Raw genomic sequence first — 17,758 nt, forward strand, 5'->3', positions numbered from 1 at the left:
TTTCAAGGCCGAAAATCGACGCGACTGCGACCCATTTTTCACCTTACTTTGCGGCAGGTTAACCCTGTTTCAGCGACATGCAAAAAACGCATGGCACGTATGTCTTATCACAACTTGTCGGGTGTTTTCACAACGCCTAAATGCGCAGCACACCGCCAAGATGATTGGCATAACATATCGATAAAAGGACTGCTGCAATGGCTGCTTTCGACACCACCCGCCCCGCATATGGCGCTGCCCCAGTTGCAGGCCACTTCTCCGGCGTATTCTCCAAACTGGTTGCCCAAGTGGTTGCCTGGAACGACGCACGTGTGACCCGCAACGCCCTGAGCGCCCTGACAGACCGTGAGCTTGACGATATCGGCCTGGTCCGTGGCGACATCGACGACGTGGCCATCGGCCGCTAACTCTTTCGAACTCTCCCTTTCGAAAGCCTGCTCGGACACGAGCAAAAGCCGCGGACCTGAACAAGGTACCGCGGCTTTCCTTTGGAGAGTGGTCCGTAATTACTTGGTGATCGGTTCCAGAAACCCGGCGATGAACCGCGTGACCGGGTCGATCTGCATCAGATAGGACCCCGCCTGTTCGATCTGGGTGCCCTGTTGCAGTTTGGCGATCCGTTCGTTGTACGTAATCTCGCTCAGTGAGGCGAGCATGAACGCCTTGAACACGAAGAACCCCAGCGCAAGGGCAAGCAAGCCTCTGAGCGGGACGTTCCTTTGTGTCCGGTATCTGGGTTTGACGACAATCAGGCCGTCGCTTTGAACCTTTGTGGTGTACCCATTTCCCATGGCCGCGTGTTTGCGGCCAAGCGCGCCGAGGCGCTGTTGGAAGTGTTGTTGAGTCTCGACCATAGCAGCCTCGTGAACTCCGAAACGGCCCCCACCGATTTCGCTCTGTAAGGTGCGCCTGAAATGTGGCGAAATCTGGGCAAATGCGTCAAAAGCCGCTAAAAACCCTGACGAATTATGGCTTTTTTTGAAGAGTGAGTGTGGTCCATTCACCAATCTCTTCCCTGTGCGTCAGACTGTTTCCATGAGCAGTATAATGGGCAGCAACATCGTCCGCCTGTTCGTTGAGAATCCCGGACAGAATCGCATGCCCGCCCGTCGCGAGTCGTTCCGTGAGGTCTGGTGCCAGTGCCATCAGGGGCCCTTTCAGGATATTGGCAAAGATGAGGTCAAACGGACCGGCGAGTACCGGATCGTCGAAGCCTGCGGCCTCGGCTAGCTTGACCTTGGCCTCCATCCCGTTGGCTACGAGGTTCGCCCGCGCCACGTCCACGGCCTGAGCATCAATGTCGCTGGCGACGATATCCGCGTCCCAGATCGCCGCCGCCCCCATCGCCAAGACGGCGGTGCCGCAGCCAATATCCGCGACCCTGTCCGCGACAATCCCCGCGTGCGCCAGCCGATCCAGCGCCCTGAGGCACCCCAGTGTTGTTCCGTGGTGTCCGGTGCCGAAGGCCATTGCCGCTTCGATCAGCAGGGGGTGTTTTCCCTCGGGGATCTTGTCCGCATCGTGGCTGCCGTAGACAAAGAAACGCCCGGCCTCGACCGGCGCAAGTTCCCGTTTGACATGCGCCACCCAGTCGGTTTCGGGCAGTTCGGACACGGTGAACGCATTGGCCCCCATCGCCGTTGTCAGCAGCAGCAGGGCCGTGTCGTCGGGCTGATCCGTGAAATAGGCGCCGACTTCCCACAGGCCGCTGTCATCCTCAACCTCGAACACACCGATCCCTGTTGGTTCCGGGTCCATGTGTTCAAGGGCGGCACCGAGCGCGTCGGCCTGCGCCTTGCCGTTCAGCGTGGTGAGGGCGGTCCATGTGGGCATGATCGTCTCCGGTTGCTGGGCGGAGCCTTAGCGGGGCCTGCGTGGCCCGGCAAGCGGTCTATTCGGCGGGGGCCGGGAGTGCCCCGCTCAGCCGTGTTTCGTGTCCCGGCACGGGATGGCGGGGGATAAGCAGCGCAAGGCAGAGTGATGTGGCGGCCATACCGGCGGCCAAAAGGAACACGGCACCGGGCGAGAAGAGCCACAAGAGCCCCAGTGGAACCGGCAAGCCAACTGCCGCGATGTGATTGATGGTAAAGGCCACGGCAGCAGTGGGTGCAATGTCCTGCGGGTCGGCGATCTTCTGGAAGTAGGTTTTGAGTGCCAGCGCCAACCCAAAGAAGATGTGGTCAATGACGTACAGAGCCGCCGCAATCATCAGACCCCAGCCGAGAAAATAGACACCGCCATAGGCAAGAAAGACCAGCACGAGACCGGTATATTCGAACACCAGCGCCTTCTGCTCGCCAAAGCGCGCGACGATCCGGCCCAGCAGCGGGGCGACGATAATGTTGACCATCAGGTTGATCAGGTAGAGCGCTGTCAACTCGTGCACCTGAAACCCGAACTTCTCCACCATCATGAAGCCGGCAAACACCATGAAGATCTGCCGCCGCGCCCCAGACATGAATTGCAGCGCGTAATAGAGCCAGTAGCGTTTGCGGAGCACAAAGGTCTTCAGCTGGGGTGTGGGGGCTTCGAATTGGGGGTAAGCCAGCACGGCAAACACCGCGATCGCGGCCGTAATGCCGCCGCCCACCATGTAGACGGTGTTGTAGGTCAGGCCCAGCGGCTCCCACAGAACCATGATGACGAAGTAGACAAGGAACGTGGCCGTTGATCCGGCGGCAAGAAGCCAGCCCAGCATTTGGGGGGCACGGTCCTTGGGCAGCCATTGCAATTGCAGGGACTGGTTGACCGTCTCGTAATAGTGAAAGCCGATGGAACTGATAAAGGTCAGGGCCAGAATGCCACCCATCTGCGGAAACTGGGCCGTCAGAGCCGTCGCAACGCCAAGCATGACAAGAGAGATCATGCCAAGCACCTGCTCGCGCATGAACATGATCACCACGATGACACCCACGGCCAGAAAGCCGGGAATTTCCCGAATTGCATGCAGCAGGCCGATGTCAGCGCCATCGAAATTCGCGGCATCCACGACAAAGTTGTTGAGTAGTGCCAGCCAGACCGAGAACCCGATCGGCATGGCAAAGGCCATCAGGAACAAAAGCGCGACGGGACGCCGCCAGGCCGGCAGCGTACGCGCGTCATCAAGTGCGATGTATTGGGCCATGCGAGCGGCTTACGCCTTTTCCCGCGCCTTGGCGAGGGGCGTGTCTGTGCGCTGGGGCGCAGACAGTCTGTGAACGCCGCCCACATAGCGCAAGGATCGGGTTGCGGGATCTGCGCGCGCACGAGAGACTGCACATATGAAACAGCATGACGTTCAAACACAGTTCGGCAATCTGACCCTCACGGAAGAGGACGGCGCGATTGTGCGCTTGACCTGGGGCACAACGGGCCGGGCAGACCGGTCAGCGGTCCTTGATGCCGCGGTGGACCAAGTACGGGCCTATGATGCTGGCGATCTGGAACGCTTCGATCTGCCGCTCAAGGTGCGTGGGTCGGACTTTCAACGTGATGTGTGTGATGCGATGTCGGATATCCCGTTTGGTGAGACGATCACCTATGGGGACATCGCGAAGATGCTGGACGTCCCGGCGCAGGCCGTCGGTCAAGCCTGTGGCGGCAATCCCATTCCGATCATCATCCCCTGCCACCGGGTGATGGGGGCCAAGGGGCTGACTGGCTTTTCCGGGGCGGGCGGGGTCGAGACCAAGGTGGCACTGCTGCGCCACGAAGGTGGGTTCCTGATCTAGCGCTGGGGGATCAATTGCTGGGCGATGCCTGCGAACACCAGATAGAGCGATGTGACCACAAGTCCCCAATGCGCCCAGCTTTCGGGGTGGAAGTCGACCCAGGCGGCCCATCCGGCAAAGAACGTCCAGCCAAGCGCCATGGGCAGCGTCACCCAGCGCCAGCGTTCCGTCCGAACGGGGTGGACGAATTTCAAAGGCAGGAACATGCCCACGGCCAGAACCGTGACAAGCGCCAGTGAGACCCAGAAATTCGGCTCGAGCGCGAAGATCACAAGCACCACCATGTTCCAGCACCCCGGAAAACCCGAGAACGAATTGTCCTTCGTTTTCATCCGCGTGTCGGCGAAATACATGGCGGAGGCAAAGGTGATCAGGATAATGGCCACCCAGCCTGTCCACCCTGCCATGAGCCCTGACGCAAAGAGCGCGAAGGCCGGGATGAACACGTAGGTCAGATAGTCGATGATCAGGTCGAGAAGCACGCCGTCGAATTCGGGCGCGTTGACCTTGACGTGGTATTTGCGGGCCAGCGGGCCGTCGATCCCATCCACGAAGAACGCCACGACCAGCCACACGAACATCAGGTCCCATTTGGCTTCGACCGCAGCCAGCATCGCCAGCATCGCAAAAACGGCGCCCGTGGCCGTCAGGAGGTGAACGCCAAGGGCGCGCATTCGGAGTGTCATGAGCCCGTCATGGTACATGATGCGGTTGGTTGCAAATGCAAAAACCGCGCCGAATGGGTCGGCGCGGTCAGGTGCAGGCCATGCCGCAGCCCGTGTGCTGGCTACTGGCCCAAACGCACCTCTTCAAGCGGGTAGCCCGGATGATCCTGTGCCTCCCAGCCAATGTGACAGTCATGGCAAAAGCTCTGCTTGACCTTCATGACTTTGCCGTTGGGCTGTAGATCAAGGTAACGCCAACCTGTGGCATCGCGTGATCGGCGTTTTCTGCGATTGGTTTTTCCAGGTTTTTTGCCAAGCCAGATTTAGACTTACGCATGGCTATGGGCCGGTCCGTGATATCGTACTTATCTGCGAAGGGTCTATGACCTACGCCTTCGGATGGGCCTTGGCGTACACTTCCATCAATCGGACGGTGTCGACAGCGGTATAGGCCTGCGTCGTCGACAAAGAAGCGTGGCCCAGCAACTCCTGGATCGCGCGCAGATCGCCGCCTGCATTGAGCAGATGCGTTGCAAAGCTGTGGCGCATGGCGTGGGGTGTGGCGCTGGCCGGAAGACCCAGTTGCATGCGCGCGTTGGCCATGACCTTCTGAATGGCACGTGGCGCAAGTGCGCCGCCCCGGATGGCCCGGAAGAGCGGGCCGTCGTCCGGCAGATCGAATGGACAGGCATTCATGTAAGCGTCGACCGCATCGCGTGCCGCGTCGATCACAGGCACGATCCGTTCCTTGCCGCCTTTGCCGGTGATGCGCAGCACTTGCGGCAAGGGGGCCTGCCCCGCGCTCAGCGACAACGCCTCGGATATCCGCAGGCCACATCCCCACAGCAGCGTCAGAACGGCGGTGTCGCGCAGACCCACCCACAGCTTGTCCGATTGCAGAGGCGTGATGTCGAGCAACTCGCGGGCTGCACTTTCGTCCAGCGGGCGCGGCAGCTTCTTGGTAAACTTGGGCGCGCGGGTGCTGAGCACGGCGGTGGGTTCGAACCCCTCGCGCTGGCTGAGCCATTTGTAGAATGCCTTGACCGCCGACAGTTTGCGGGCCAGCGATCTTGCCCCCACACCCCCTGCCCGCGTGTTTGCCATCCACGACCGCATGTCGCGCGTGTCGATCCGCGCAAGCGCGCCAAGCCCCTGGGTCTGGCCCGAGTGTTCCGTCATAAACGCAAGAAATTCTGTGATGTCGCGGCCATACGCCGTGATCGTGTTGTCCGCCGCCCCCTTGATGCCCCGTTCATGCGCCAGATAGTTTTCCAGCGCGTCACGAGCGGCGGGGGAGATCAGAGCACTTACGGAAATCTCGGTCATGGAGCGTATCGGAAGTGGCCGGAGAGCGCCAAAGGCATGGTGGGGTGTTTTTGGTGCATTCTTATCCAGAAATACAACGCCCTCATCCCAGCCAGCGTCGCATGGCCCGTTCGAACACACCCGTGAAGAAGGCCAGGAGGTCCGTACCTTGCTGCGGGCCAAACATGTGCGGGTCTTCGGCGCCCATGACCAGCAGGCCGGGCAGACGGCCGTCGCCAAAGTCGAGCTTCAGGCACGCCTCGGACCGGATCCAGGTCGCGTCGTCGCCGTAGATTTCCGGATCGGAATCCTGCACCTGGCGCAAGGTCACTTGTCGCACGTTGCCGCCGCGCCCGTCTGTCAGATAGTCGTCGATAAAGCCGGGTTCGGCCACGCTGAGCACTTCGCCAAGCCGCTGCACAGCTGGGTCGCTGTCGTTCTGCACCGATTCCAGCACCAGCTTGACCGCGTCGACACGCAGGATTTCGGCCACCTCACCGCCCAGATCACGCAGGAAAGGTTCGAACTCCATCGGGTCGAGCATGCGCAGGATGGCGCGGTGGATCTGGTTGGTGCCGGCAAGGTTTTCGTAAGCGGCTGCGATCACAGAGCGGTGCGTGTCTTCCAGCCGGTCCAGCCGCGCTTCAAGACGTTCCATGGCGAGGCCGCGCAGATCGACAATGTTGCCGCCCATTGCGCGTTCGTTCGCAGCAATCAGCGCATGCATCAGATCCTTGTCGTCCAGAATCACATCCGGACGGGTGATAATCGCCTCACGCAGGGCGTCATCGATCTTGGGTTGGCTGCTCATACCGTACCTGTTCTTTTTGTTGCCTGACGGCATATCACAGCAGAGTCCTGAAATCTGCACCGAACTTGGAATAATTGTTCAGATCGCTTCGGCCTGTTGCGAAGCGACGCCACGCACGGGGAAGTAGAAACGTCTTCTCCCCGTGAATACCGCCGTCTGCCCTGTCATATCCACGCCATGACACGAACACATGAAGCCACCACTCACGGATCCGCGCCCCGACTTTTTCCTCTGGGGCCGGTTGCGCTTCGTGTAATGCTAAGGCGGGCCGGAACCCCCTGATTTACAGGATGTTCTGACCCGTCTTGGCCCAGTCTTTCATGAAGGCATCGAGGCCCGCATTTGTCAGCGGGTGGTTCGCCAGTTTCTTGATCACATCCGGGGGCGAGGTGATGACGTCGGCACCAATTTTGGCGCAGTCCTGAATGTGGTTCACCGACCGGATGGAGGCGGCAAGGATTTCCGTCTCGAACCCGTAATTGTCATAGATGGTGCGGATGTCTTCGATCAGCTCAAGACCGTCGATGTGGATGTCATCGAGCCGCCCGATGAAGGGCGAGATAAAGCTGGCCCCGGCCTTGGCCGCGAGCAGTGCCTGATTGGCGGAAAAGCAGAGCGTGACGTTGACCATCTTGCCTTCGCCCGACAGCACCTTGCACGCCTTGAGCCCGTCCCAAGTGAGCGGCAGCTTGACCGTGATGTTGTCCGCAATCTCGGCCAACTTGCGCCCTTCGGCGATCATGGCGTCGGCTTCGAGTGCCACCACTTCGGCGCTGACAGGGCCATCGACCAGATCGCAGATTTCCTTGGTCACTTCGAGGATATCGCGCCCCGATTTCAGGATCAGCGACGGGTTGGTGGTGACGCCGTCGACCATACCAAGGTCATTGAGTTCGGCGATGGCGTCGATCTCGGCCGTGTCTACAAAGAATTTCATCTGTGGTCCCCTTAGATGGCTTGGCGTTTGCTTGGTCAGCGTTTACCTCAGGATGCGTGAAGACTGAACCCCTCATATGTTGGCGCTAACATGACGCCGTCGTTCTATGACGAGGGCGCGTTGGTGGCCGTGCTGACCACGCAACCGCTGGACCGGGCGCTGGATTACAAGGCGCCCGAGGGCGGCTGCCATCTGGGCGCCTTTGTCGAGGTGCCCTTGGGCCCGCGCAAGGTGCTGGGCGTGGTCTGGGGTCCGGGCAAGGGTGATTACGATTATGCCAAGGTGCGGTCGGTGCTGCGCGTGTTGGACGCCGCCCCCATGCGCGACGAGATGCGCGCGTTTCTTAAGAAAGCCGCCGCGTATACCCTGACGCCGATGCCTGCGATGCTGCGGCTGGCGACCCGTGCGCCCGGTCTGGGTGATCCGCCGTCGATGCGCAAGGTGTACCGGCGTGGGGAGGCCGAGCCGGACCGGATGACAGATGCGCGGCGTCGGGTGCTGGAATTCCTGGGCGAATATGGGGACTTGGCATTTACCCTGAAGGAGTTGGCGGAGCTGTCTGGTGTGACCTCTTCGGTCATCAAAGGGTTGGTGAAACAGGGGGCCGTGGCGGAGGAGGACAGCCCCCGCGATCTGCCCTTTCCCCCCATGGACCCGTCGCGCCCCGGCAAGGCGTTGACCGACGATCAAGCGCGGGCGTCGTCGCATATCGCTGGGGCGGTTCGGTCGGGGGCTTACGGCACAACCCTGCTGCGCGGTGTGACCGGGTCGGGCAAGACCGAGGTGTATCTTGAGGCTGTTGCGGCCTGTCTGGCGTCCGGTCGGCAAGCCCTTGTTTTGCTGCCGGAAATTGCGCTGACGGCTGAGTTTCTGAAACGCGTTGAAGAACGCTTTGGCGCCCGCCCGGCCGAGTGGCATTCAGGGGCCACCATGACCGAGCGGCGGCGCATCTGGCGCATGGTTGGGCAGGGCAATGCGCAGTTGGTTATCGGCGCGCGGTCGGCGCTGTTCCTGCCCTACCAGAACCTTAGTCTGGTGGTTGTAGATGAGGAACACGACACGTCCTACAAGCAGGAAGAGGGTGTGCTGTACAATGCGCGCGACATGGCCGTTTTGCGGGCGTCCTTGCTGGGCGCACAGGTGGTTTTGGCATCGGCCACACCGTCGCTTGAATCGTGGGCCAATGCCGAAAGTGGCAAGTACACGCGCCTTGATCTGGAGGCGCGATTTGGCCCTGCGGTGATGCCCACGATGGCGACGATCGACATGCGGGCCGAGAAATTGCCCAGCAATCGGTGGGTGTCCGAAGAGCTGAAAAGGGCGGTAAATCAACGGCTTGAACGGGGGGAACAGGCGATGCTGTTCCTGAACCGCCGGGGCTATGCCCCCATCACGCTGTGCCGGGCCTGCGGGCATCAGGTGGGCTGTGACCAGTGCGATGCGCGCATGGTGGAACACCGGTTTCTAAAGCGGTTGATGTGCCACCAATGCGGCGAGACAAAGCCCATGCCGACCGTCTGTCCGTCCTGCGAGGCGGAGGACCGGATGGCCCCTGTCGGTCCCGGTGTGGAGCGGTTGGGCGAAGAGGCGGTGGAGCTGTTTCCGGATGCCCGCGTGGCGGTTCTGAGTTCGGATATGTACGGGTCTGCGCGGGCGCTCAAGGCCGAGATCGAAACCATTGCCGAGGGCGGTGCGGACGTCATCATCGGCACGCAGTTGGTGGCAAAAGGTCATAACTTTCCGTCGCTTACGCTTGTCGGTGTGATTGATGCCGACCTTGGCCTGCAAGGGTCTGATTTGCGTGCGGCAGAGCGGACATTCCAGTTGATGCGGCAGGTGGCGGGGCGCGCGGGGCGGGCGGAAAAACCGGGCACCGCACTGCTCCAGACCTATCAACCCGAACACCCGGTGATCCGCGCCATTCTGGCCGGCGACGAAGAAGGGTTCTGGCGGGCCGAGGCGGCACAGCGAGAGGCGGCGGGTGTACCCCCCTATGGTCGGATGGCGGGGATCATCCTGAGCGGACCGGACGTGGCGCAAGTCTTTGATCTTGCAAACGCTCTGGCGCGCAATACCGGGCCCTTGCAGCGCGTGGGCGCGCAGGTGTTTGGCCCCGCCCCTGCCCCCATCGCCCGTGTGCGTGGCAGGCACCGGGTGCGGCTGTTGGTGAAGGCGGGCAAAGGTGTCGCACTACAGTCCGCCATCGCCCAATGGGTTGGGCAGGTGCGGTTGAAGGGCGACCTGCGTCTTGCCGTCGATATCGACCCGCAAAGCTTTTACTGAACCGGTGCCGATTTTGCCGAATGGGTGAGTCGGCGCCTTACATTCACCCTATTTTCATAAAGTTTGACGCCAAAAACAGGGTGTCACCCCCAGTGCACCATGCGTGCCCCCCCCGTGCACCCCCAACGCGCGGCAGGTCCGGGGTTAACGCAACGCGCGGTGCAAACAGACCAGACACTGCCAGGACCAGACGGCCCACAGCCCCATCCTGACCCAGGATGGTTATGAGACATAACCAATGAACCGCCTTGCCCATTTCTCTTGGCCAAAAATATCCCGGGGGTGAGCGCGTCAGCGCGAGGGGGCTGGCCCCCTCTCACCCGATATCCACGAGCACCAACGCAGCGCTGAGTGCGCCATCGACTGCCAAGAGCCCCGTAAGGCAGAGGTATCCTCCGCCTAGCTGAGCGCTGTATTGCAGCGTCCGCAGACACCCGCGTGGCTGTGACTGCCGACATCGGGCAGCACTTTCCAGCAGCGGGCGCATTTGGCGCCGTCCGCCTTCTCGAACACCACGCCGATGCCCGGCACTTCCGGCAGGCGGAAGGCTTCGGCGGGCGATGGGTCGGTCGTCACGCTGATCTGGGACGTGATGCAGATGTCTGCGAAAGGCAGCGTTTGCAGGGTCGCGGCAAGGTCCGCGTCTTCGATATGCACCACCGGGGCCGCTTCGAGCGAGGCACCGATCACCTTGTCGGTCCGCTGGATTTCCAGCGCTGCCGTCACAGCCCGGCGGGCCGACCGGATGCCCGCCCATTTCGCCGCCAGCGCATCATCGCGCCACGCGGCGGGCGTGTCGGGGATGTCCGTCAGGTGGACCGAGCTGTCGTCGCCCGGGTTCCGCTCCAGCCAGACCTCCTCCATCGTGAAGACGAGGATCGGGGCCAGCCACGTGGTCAGCCGGTGATAGAGCAGGTCCAGCACGGTGCGCGCGGCACGCCGTTCGACCGTATCGCCATCGCAATAGAGCGCGTCCTTGCGGATGTCGAAATAGAAGGCCGACAGGTCAACGGTGGCAAAGGTGAACACAGCCGAGAACACGCGCTGGAAGTCGAACGCGCCGTAGCCCTCGCGCACCGTCTGGTCCAGTTCGGCCAGGCGGTGCAGCACCCAGCGTTCCAGTTCGGGCATGTCTGCCGGATCTGTCCGATCCGCCTCGGTAAAGTCCGACAAGGACCCCAGCATGAACCGCATCGTGTTGCGCAGGCGGCGGTAGCTGTCGGCCACGCCTTTCAGGATCTCCGGCCCGATCCGCTGGTCCGCCGTATAGTCGGTCTGCGCCACCCAAAGCCGCAGGATGTCCGCGCCGTATTGCTTGATGACTTCCTCGGGCACGATGGTGTTGCCAATGGACTTCGACATCTTGAAGCCCTTCTCGTCCAGCGTCATGCCATGCGTGACCACGTTGCGGTAGGGCGCGTGACCGGTGGTGCCCACCGATTGCAAAAGCGACGAATGGAACCAGCCGCGGTGCTGGTCCGTGCCTTCCATATAGACGTCGGCAATGCCGTCTTCGGACCCGTCCTCGCGGTCGCGCAGGACAAAGGCATGGGTGGAGCCGCTGTCAAACCACACGTCAAGGATGTCGGTCACCTGTTCGTAATCGTCCGGGTTCACGATCCCTTCAAGGAAGCGCTGTTTTGCGTCCTCGTCATACCACGCATCGGCCCCTTCCGTCTCGAAGGCGGACGTGATGCGGCGGTTCACCTGCGGGTTGCGCAGCAGGAAATCATCATCCGTGGGCAGCGCGCCCTTCTTGGTAAAGCAGGTGAGCGGGACGCCCCAGGCGCGTTGGCGCGACAGCACCCAGTCAGGCCGCGCCTCCATCATCGAATGCAGGCGGTTGCGGCCCGATTTGGGCGTCCAGTTGACGTTGTCGATCTCGGTCAGGGCGCGCTCGCGAATGGTCGTGCCGTGCGTGTCCTGCCCGTCGCCCACGGGCTTGTCGATGGCCGCAAACCATTGCGGCGTGTTGCGGTAGATCACGGGCGCTTTGGACCGCCACGAATGCGGATAGCTGTGCTTGATCTTGCCACGCGCCAAGAGCCCGCCCACCTCGGCCAGCTTGTCGATGACGGCGGCGTTGGCGTTGCCTTCCTTCCCGTTGGGTTTCAGGATCGCCTTGCCGCCAAAGAACGGCAGGTCGTCGCGGAAGCGCCCATCGGGGTTCACGTTGTAGGTGATGACCTGTTCGAGCATGCCCAGCTCGCGGTAAAGCTCGTACTCCTCCATCCCGTGCGAGGGCGCGCAATGGACAAAGCCGGTGCCTTCGGTGTCGGTTACGAAATCGGCCGCGCGGAAGTCGCGGATGTCGTCCCATTCGCCATTGCCGTCAGCGGCACCGTTCAAAGGGTGGGTCAGGGTCATCTTGGCCAGATCATCCTGCGTGATGTCACACAGGCGGCGGTACATGGTGTCATCCAGCCGTGCACGGCCCAGCACATCCGAAGCAAGATTGTCGGCCAGGATGTAGCGGTCGCCGATAGTCGCCCAGCACTCTTCCGGTCGGCCCGTCACCTCATAAAGGCCGTAGGAGATATCGGGGCCATACACGACGGCCTTGTTCGACGGCATGGTCCACGGCGTGGTGGTCCAGATCACCACCTGCGCGCTGTCGAGGGTGGCATCGCCCGTGCCCACAACCTTGAACTTCACCCAGATCGTAAAACTGTCCTTGTCGTGGTACTCGACCTCGGCCTCGGCCAGCGCCGTCTGTTCCACAGGCGACCACATCACGGGCTTTGAGCCCTGATAGAGCGTGCCGTTCATCAGGAACTTCATGAACTCTTCGGCAATCACCCGCTCGGCATGGAAATCCATGGTCAGATACGGCTCATCCCAGTTGCCGGTGATGCCCAGCCGCTTGAACTCCTCGCGCTGGATGTCGACCCAGCCTGCCGCAAAGTCACGACACTCGGCGCGGAATTCGTTGATCGGCACCTGGTCCTTGTCGCGGCCCTTCTTGCGGTACTGCTCCTCGATCTTCCACTCGATGGGCAGGCCGTGGCAATCCCAACCGGGGATGTAGCGCGCGTCGCGGCCCATCATCTGGTGGCTGCGCACGATCATGTCCTTGATCGTCTTGTTCAAGGCGTGGCCGATATGCAGATGGCCGTTGGCGTAAGGCGGACCGTCATGCAGGGTGAACGGCGCACGCGCGCCCTCCGCCGCGACGGCCTTCTCCCGCAGCTTGTCATAGACCCCGATCTGCGCCCACCGCTCCAGCCATCCGGGCTCGCGCTTGGGCAGGCCTGCGCGCATTGGAAAATCGGTCTTGGGCAGGTTCAACGTATCTTTGTAGTCGGGCGTGTCGGCACACATGGGTGGCGTCCTTCGTGGGTCGTATATCTGGCAAATGTCGGAGGTGCGGTGCGAGTGGTCTCAAGCACCTTTACCCGGCGGCTCAATGGTGGGTCAGAGCGCCGGGGATATAATTCGCGAAATGATGATCATCTGCATCATGGGCGCGTTATAGGCAGGGGGCGGAAGGCTCACAAGTCCCCTCTTCTTCTGGCTGAAAATATCCCGGAGCGCGAGGCAGAGCCTCGCATCAACGCGCCCCCCGGAGGGGGGCGCAAAACATCATGTGCGCGCAAAAGCGCGCTCAATTCTGAGGGTGCCGCATCTGCGCCCAGCGGTTGAGCCATGCAAGACCTGCCAAGGACAGTCCCAAAACCACCAGCGACAGGACCCGCACCAACCCGTCAAGGCCCGAAATATCGATCAGGAACACCTTGGCCACGGCCAGCCCGATGACCACAAGGCCAGCACGGCGCAGACCCGTCGCATTGCGCGCCAGCGATTGATAGAACAGGACCGCCCCGGTCAGCAGGATCGCCACTGTGTAGCTGTAAAGCTCCGGCTGCAGGAAACCGTGGGTCAACTCCATGCGGACAGGTCCTTGCCACAGGTGGCGGATCGTCGCGAAGGCCCAGTAGACGCCGGTGCCGATGGCCACAATCGCCAGGCCCCAGCGCAGAGCACGGTGGCGCACGCGCCATGCGCCAGCGGCGAGCAGACACACCGGCAGCAAATACGCGGGAACAAGTGTGTTCAAAAGCGGCGGGCCAGCAACCTGATCCCCCCAACTGGTCAAAAGCGGCGACAGCACCGTCATGCCCAGACCCAATGCTCCAAATCCCACGAGACCGAAGATCAGCGCGAGCGCTGCACGCACCCACGCCAGCACACCGCCCAGCTGTTCGATGCGCAGGATCTGAACCAGCATCAGCCCAAGCCAGATGACTGCAAACAAGCCCATGGCCCAGTGCGAGTCCGTGTTATGCCCCGGCAGCACATCGTCGAGAAACCGGATCAAAAGCAGGGACACAAGGACACCGAGCGTCGACCAAGCGGCCGTATCAAGCATGATCCGCGCCGTCCGGCGCTCCATCCCGCGCAACAGCCACAGTGATGCGACAAATGCGGCCAGCGATCCGGCATAGGCCAGCACCATTTCCCAAAGCGGGGCATCCAGCGCCCAGCCAAGCCCGGGATCACCGACAAGTCTCGCACCGATGGCAGCAACGCCCACGGCAATGAAGATCTGCATAAGCGGCAGCTTGAATTGCCGATCCAGCCAGGCCGCAGCCAACACTGTGGCGGCCAGCGCCACCGTCAATGCAGCAAGCGACAGGATCAGGACAAGAGCGAACGTGATAGACGCCAGCGCCGACAGCACAAAGACAGACGCGCGGGTGCGATCCGGCACATCCACGCGCGCGAAACGGAGGGCAAAGCTGACCATCACAGCGGCCAGAACGATAGCATGCAGGGCCCAGCTATACGCGCCCAACGTCGCGGCCGGTGCCCATGTCAACTCCAGCACAATGGCTATTGTGGGCGCGATCAAGGCTGCCGCCAAACCCCATGCCAGCGACAGGCCCGCACGCAATGCGCGGAGGGCGGCAACGGCACTGAACAGCAAGCCCACGCCCCACATCAGGGTCACCGCAAGCGGAAAGTCCGCTTCGACCGTGACGGCATAGGCCTCGGCAAAGGCCGCAACCACCGGTCCGGTTTCTACCCCTTCGATCGCAATCACCGCGATCACGGCCAAGACGGGCGGCAAGGCCAGTTCCTGCAATGCAGGCGCACTGAGCGACCAGTAGGTGATCGCGAGCCCGAGGATCACAAGGCTGAGCACGGCCATCCAGAAAGGCTCAGCCCCGGCGGATGCGCTCCAGACGATGGATGCAGATGTCACGATGATTGCAGCAAGCGCCAACAGCGTCGGGAAGGCCGGTTTCGTGCCCTTGAGATCCAGCAGATAGGCTGAGATCAGCACACCATCGTGGTCCGGGCGGAAAGAGCGTGCGGGGATCAGGATCGCGAGGACGGCCAGCACCACGACGTGCGCCTGAAAACCCAGGACCAAGTCGGTTCCGCCACCCAGCACCGTCAACCACCCCATGACAAAACCCAAGGCAAGGCTGAGCACCGACACCCACGCCCACCGGCGGATCGTGTCGATGCCAAGACCGACAGCTGTGACCACACCGAAATACACAAACAACCAAGACGTCGCGGGCACTGTACTGCCCACCAGCAGCGGCGCGGTGAAGGCACCAATCACGCCGACTGCGGCAAGAAGCGGCCCGTACAGCCATCCCAGCCCGACGCCCAACAGCCCAACCGCAGCCATTCCGGCAAAGGCCGCCTCGACCCCGATCAAATCATAGAGCAAGCGCGCGGCTGCAATCCCTCCGAACAGGGAAACCAAACCGGCCCCGGAAAAGACCGATGGAATGTAGGCCGAAGCGCTGTCGTCACTGTCCCCAAAGCGCCGCCGGATCACCTCGCCCCCGGCAATCAGAGCGCCACCAAATCCAAGGGCGGCCAGCACACGGGCGGTTGGCGGGAAAAAGTCGTTTTCGATGCCGTATTGCACGAGGAACAGACCAGCCAGCGCCAATGACAGGGCGGACACCGCGTAAAACCAGTTGGCAACCACCCATGATCCCAAGCGCATGAGCATCGTCGGCCCAGCAGGCGGCACATCGGCTGGCGGTTCGGCTTTTGCCGCCTTGCGTTGCGCGATGACCCGTGCTGCGGCGGGTTCGGCAATGGGGTCCTTGGCGTCCGTTTCGTCGGTCTGGGTCGCAGGTGTCCAGGGGGTGTCCGGTGATGTCTCCGGCACGCGGGGGGCCACGTCCGCGATTTTCGTGGAGGGCGTCGCCAATGCATCAGGCATGGCGCGCTCAAGCTCTGCGATGCGTCTGCGCAGGCCCGATACCGCCACAAGCAAATAGATGACAGCGACAGGGATCGCGAGAATCACGAACCCGCCAATGACCAACAACTCATCCATATTCGCCCCCTCGCACACAGGTGACACAGAGGGTAACGCACGACCGCCAGACACAAAAGGCAAGGTTTTCCAGACCTTTGCAGGTCAGTCTGTCGCCCCCATGGCGCGGGCGCCTCTAATCGTCAGCGATATGCGCCCATACGGCCGACATCACGACCGACCCTTCGCCCACCGCGCTGGCCACCCGTTTGACCGATCCGGCCCGAACGTCGCCCACGGCAAAAACACCAGGGCGTGACGTTTCATAACCGCTGGACGCGCCCACCTCGGGGCCCGTTTTGACAAAGCCATGGTCGTCCAGTTCCACCAGATCCGACAGCCACTTGGTGTTGGGGGCAGCCCCCGCCATGATAAACACGGCCTTGGTGTTCAATTTCCAGTCTTGCGCCCCGCGCCGGTCACGGACCGTGATCGCATCAAGGCGGTCATCGCCGTGCAATTCCTTGATCTGCGTGCACAGGTGGATCGTGATCCGTGGATGGCTTTCAAGCCTTTGCAGCAAGTAGTCCGACATCGACGATGCCAGCGACTCGCCACGCACCAGAACATGCACGTGACGCGCGGTGCGGGCCAGGAACATCGCCGCTTGCCCGGCCGAATTGCCGCCGCCGACAACCGCCACTTCGGTGTCCTTGCAATAGCGCGCCTCGACATCTGTGGCGGCGTAATAGACGCCGCTGCCTTCCAGTTCTTCCAACCGCTCCAGCGGCAGGCGGCGGTATTGCACACCCGTGGCAACGATCAGGGCCTTGGCCGATACCCAGTCGTCATTGTCCAGCTTGATATGGAACAGGTGCTTTTCGCATTGCATGAGTTCCGTCGCCCGCACGGGCATGGCAAAGCGGGTGCCAAACTTCATCGCCTGTATTTCGCCGCGTCCCACAAGATCGCCGCCCGAGATACCCGTGGGAAAGCCCATGTAATTCTCGATCCGCGACGACGTGCCTGCCTGCCCGCCGATGGCGAGGTCCTCAAGCACCACGGCGCACAGCCCTTCGGCCCCGGCATAGACGCCTGCGGCCACACCGGCAGGCCCACCGCCCACGATGGCCACGTCGTAGACGTCTTCCTTGCGCAGCGCCAAGTCGAGGCCCAGCGTGGCCGCCACACCGCGCGGCGTGGGCGGGTCGATCACCTGATGTTTGGCAAAGACCACGGCGGGGTGTGCGCGGTTGAGGCTGCACTGGTTGGCCAGTGCGGTGCCTTCGCTGCTATCAATCTCGACCTCGACAAAGGGGATGCGGTTGCGCGAGGCAAAACTGGCGATGCGGCGCACGTCGCGGTCCACCTCGCCACCGATCAGGGTCAGACCGCCTTCGGAATTGTCCACCATGCGCCGCCTGCGCGCCGCAAAGACAGAGATGATGATGTCGGACATTTCCGGGATGTCGGACATCAGCTTGAGCATGTCGTCGCGCGGCACACAGAGCAGTTCGGTGTCCTGCACCGCACGCATCCCCATGAACGTCTTACCCCCCGTCAGGAACGCCAGTTCGCCCACATATTGCCCCGGCCCCAGCGTGGCGTTGCCATAGCGTTGCCCGGTGGTGGGGTTCACGGCCTCCATCTCTCCGTCGAGGAGGTAGTGGAATTCGTCGAACCGGTCGCCTGCCTTCTGAATCCAGTCGCCCGCCTTGAAATGCACGCGCCTGCCGACGCGGTGCAATGCTGCGACGTGCCCGTCGCTGAGCGGGGTGCGCACCATGGTGTTCAGATCAGCGGCAAATGTTTCCATCG

The 17,758-nt window shown here is 62.1% G+C and carries 13 protein-coding genes; 3 read left to right on the forward strand and 10 right to left on the reverse strand.

Features of this window, described 5'->3' with window-relative positions; genetic code table 11:
* Positions 1-197: 197 nt before the first annotated feature.
* Entirely contained in the window at positions 198-407 is a 210-nt protein-coding gene (locus Q1A32_RS15920) for a DUF1127 domain-containing protein (RefSeq protein ID WP_299611359.1), read from the forward strand.
* 99 nt (positions 408-506) lie between these two features.
* On the opposite strand, the gene Q1A32_RS15925 is transcribed toward Q1A32_RS15920, so the two are convergent.
* The 3 genes from Q1A32_RS15925 to Q1A32_RS15935 form a co-directional block, all read right to left on the reverse strand.
* On the reverse strand, positions 507-854 hold the full coding sequence (locus tag Q1A32_RS15925) for a hypothetical protein (RefSeq protein ID WP_299611356.1): 348 nt from the start codon (positions 852-854) through the stop codon (positions 507-509).
* Between the two features lie 112 nt (positions 855-966).
* The gene (locus Q1A32_RS15930) at positions 967-1,833 is read right to left on the reverse strand and encodes a 50S ribosomal protein L11 methyltransferase (protein WP_299655211.1); all 867 of its coding nucleotides are present in this window, start codon (positions 1,831-1,833) and stop codon (positions 967-969) included.
* Between the two features lie 58 nt (positions 1,834-1,891).
* A complete protein-coding gene (locus Q1A32_RS15935; RefSeq protein ID WP_299655214.1) occupies positions 1,892-3,124 on the reverse strand; it encodes an MFS transporter in 1,233 nt (410 codons plus the stop codon).
* A gap of 136 nt (positions 3,125-3,260) precedes the next feature.
* Here Q1A32_RS15935 and Q1A32_RS15940 point away from each other — a divergent pair, with 136 nt between their 5' ends.
* Positions 3,261-3,710 (forward strand): methylated-DNA--[protein]-cysteine S-methyltransferase, encoded by a 450-nt coding sequence (locus tag Q1A32_RS15940; protein ID WP_299655217.1) that lies wholly within the window; start codon positions 3,261-3,263, stop codon positions 3,708-3,710.
* Here the strand turns inward: Q1A32_RS15940 and Q1A32_RS15945 are convergent.
* From Q1A32_RS15945 to fsa, 4 genes are all read right to left on the reverse strand, one after another.
* Positions 3,707-4,396 carry a phosphatidylcholine/phosphatidylserine synthase gene (locus Q1A32_RS15945; protein ID WP_299611344.1) on the reverse strand — a complete coding sequence of 230 codons (690 nt, stop codon included), beginning with the start codon at positions 4,394-4,396 and terminating at the stop codon, positions 3,707-3,709. The two genes, Q1A32_RS15940 and Q1A32_RS15945, sit on opposite strands and share 4 nt — an antisense overlap.
* A 366-nt stretch (positions 4,397-4,762) precedes the next feature.
* Positions 4,763-5,701: a tyrosine recombinase XerC gene (locus Q1A32_RS15950; RefSeq protein ID WP_299655220.1), complete on the reverse strand. Its 939-nt coding sequence runs from the start codon at positions 5,699-5,701 to the stop codon at positions 4,763-4,765.
* Between the two features lie 82 nt (positions 5,702-5,783).
* A complete protein-coding gene (locus Q1A32_RS15955) occupies positions 5,784-6,491 on the reverse strand; it encodes a DUF484 family protein (protein WP_299611338.1) in 708 nt (235 codons plus the stop codon).
* 283 nt (positions 6,492-6,774) lie between these two features.
* Positions 6,775-7,428, reverse strand: a complete 654-nt coding sequence (gene fsa / locus Q1A32_RS15960) for a fructose-6-phosphate aldolase (protein ID WP_299655223.1) — start codon at positions 7,426-7,428, stop codon at positions 6,775-6,777.
* A 90-nt stretch (positions 7,429-7,518) separates the two neighbouring features.
* Between fsa and Q1A32_RS15965 the strand changes: the two genes are divergently transcribed.
* A complete protein-coding gene (locus Q1A32_RS15965; RefSeq protein WP_299655226.1) occupies positions 7,519-9,711 on the forward strand; it encodes a primosomal protein N' in 2,193 nt (730 codons plus the stop codon).
* Positions 9,712-10,110: 399 nt separating this feature from the next.
* Here the strand turns inward: Q1A32_RS15965 and ileS are convergent, their stop codons facing one another.
* The 3 genes from ileS to Q1A32_RS15980 all read right to left on the reverse strand — a co-directional run bounded on the left by ileS (position 10,111) and on the right by Q1A32_RS15980 (position 17,756).
* Entirely contained in the window at positions 10,111-13,032 is a 2,922-nt protein-coding gene (ileS, locus tag Q1A32_RS15970; protein ID WP_299655229.1) for an isoleucine--tRNA ligase, read from the reverse strand.
* A gap of 283 nt (positions 13,033-13,315) precedes the next feature.
* Positions 13,316-16,021 (reverse strand): DUF2339 domain-containing protein, encoded by a 2,706-nt coding sequence (locus Q1A32_RS15975; protein WP_299655231.1) that lies wholly within the window; start codon positions 16,019-16,021, stop codon positions 13,316-13,318.
* Positions 16,022-16,136: 115 nt separating this feature from the next.
* Positions 16,137-17,756, reverse strand: coding sequence for a cyclic nucleotide-binding domain-containing thioredoxin-disulfide reductase (locus tag Q1A32_RS15980; RefSeq protein WP_299655234.1), 1,620 nt, complete (start codon positions 17,754-17,756; stop codon positions 16,137-16,139).
* Between the last annotated feature and the right edge of the window lie 2 nt (positions 17,757-17,758).

Source organism: uncultured Tateyamaria sp., assembly GCF_947503415.1.
Lineage (GTDB): Bacteria > Pseudomonadota > Alphaproteobacteria > Rhodobacterales > Rhodobacteraceae > Tateyamaria.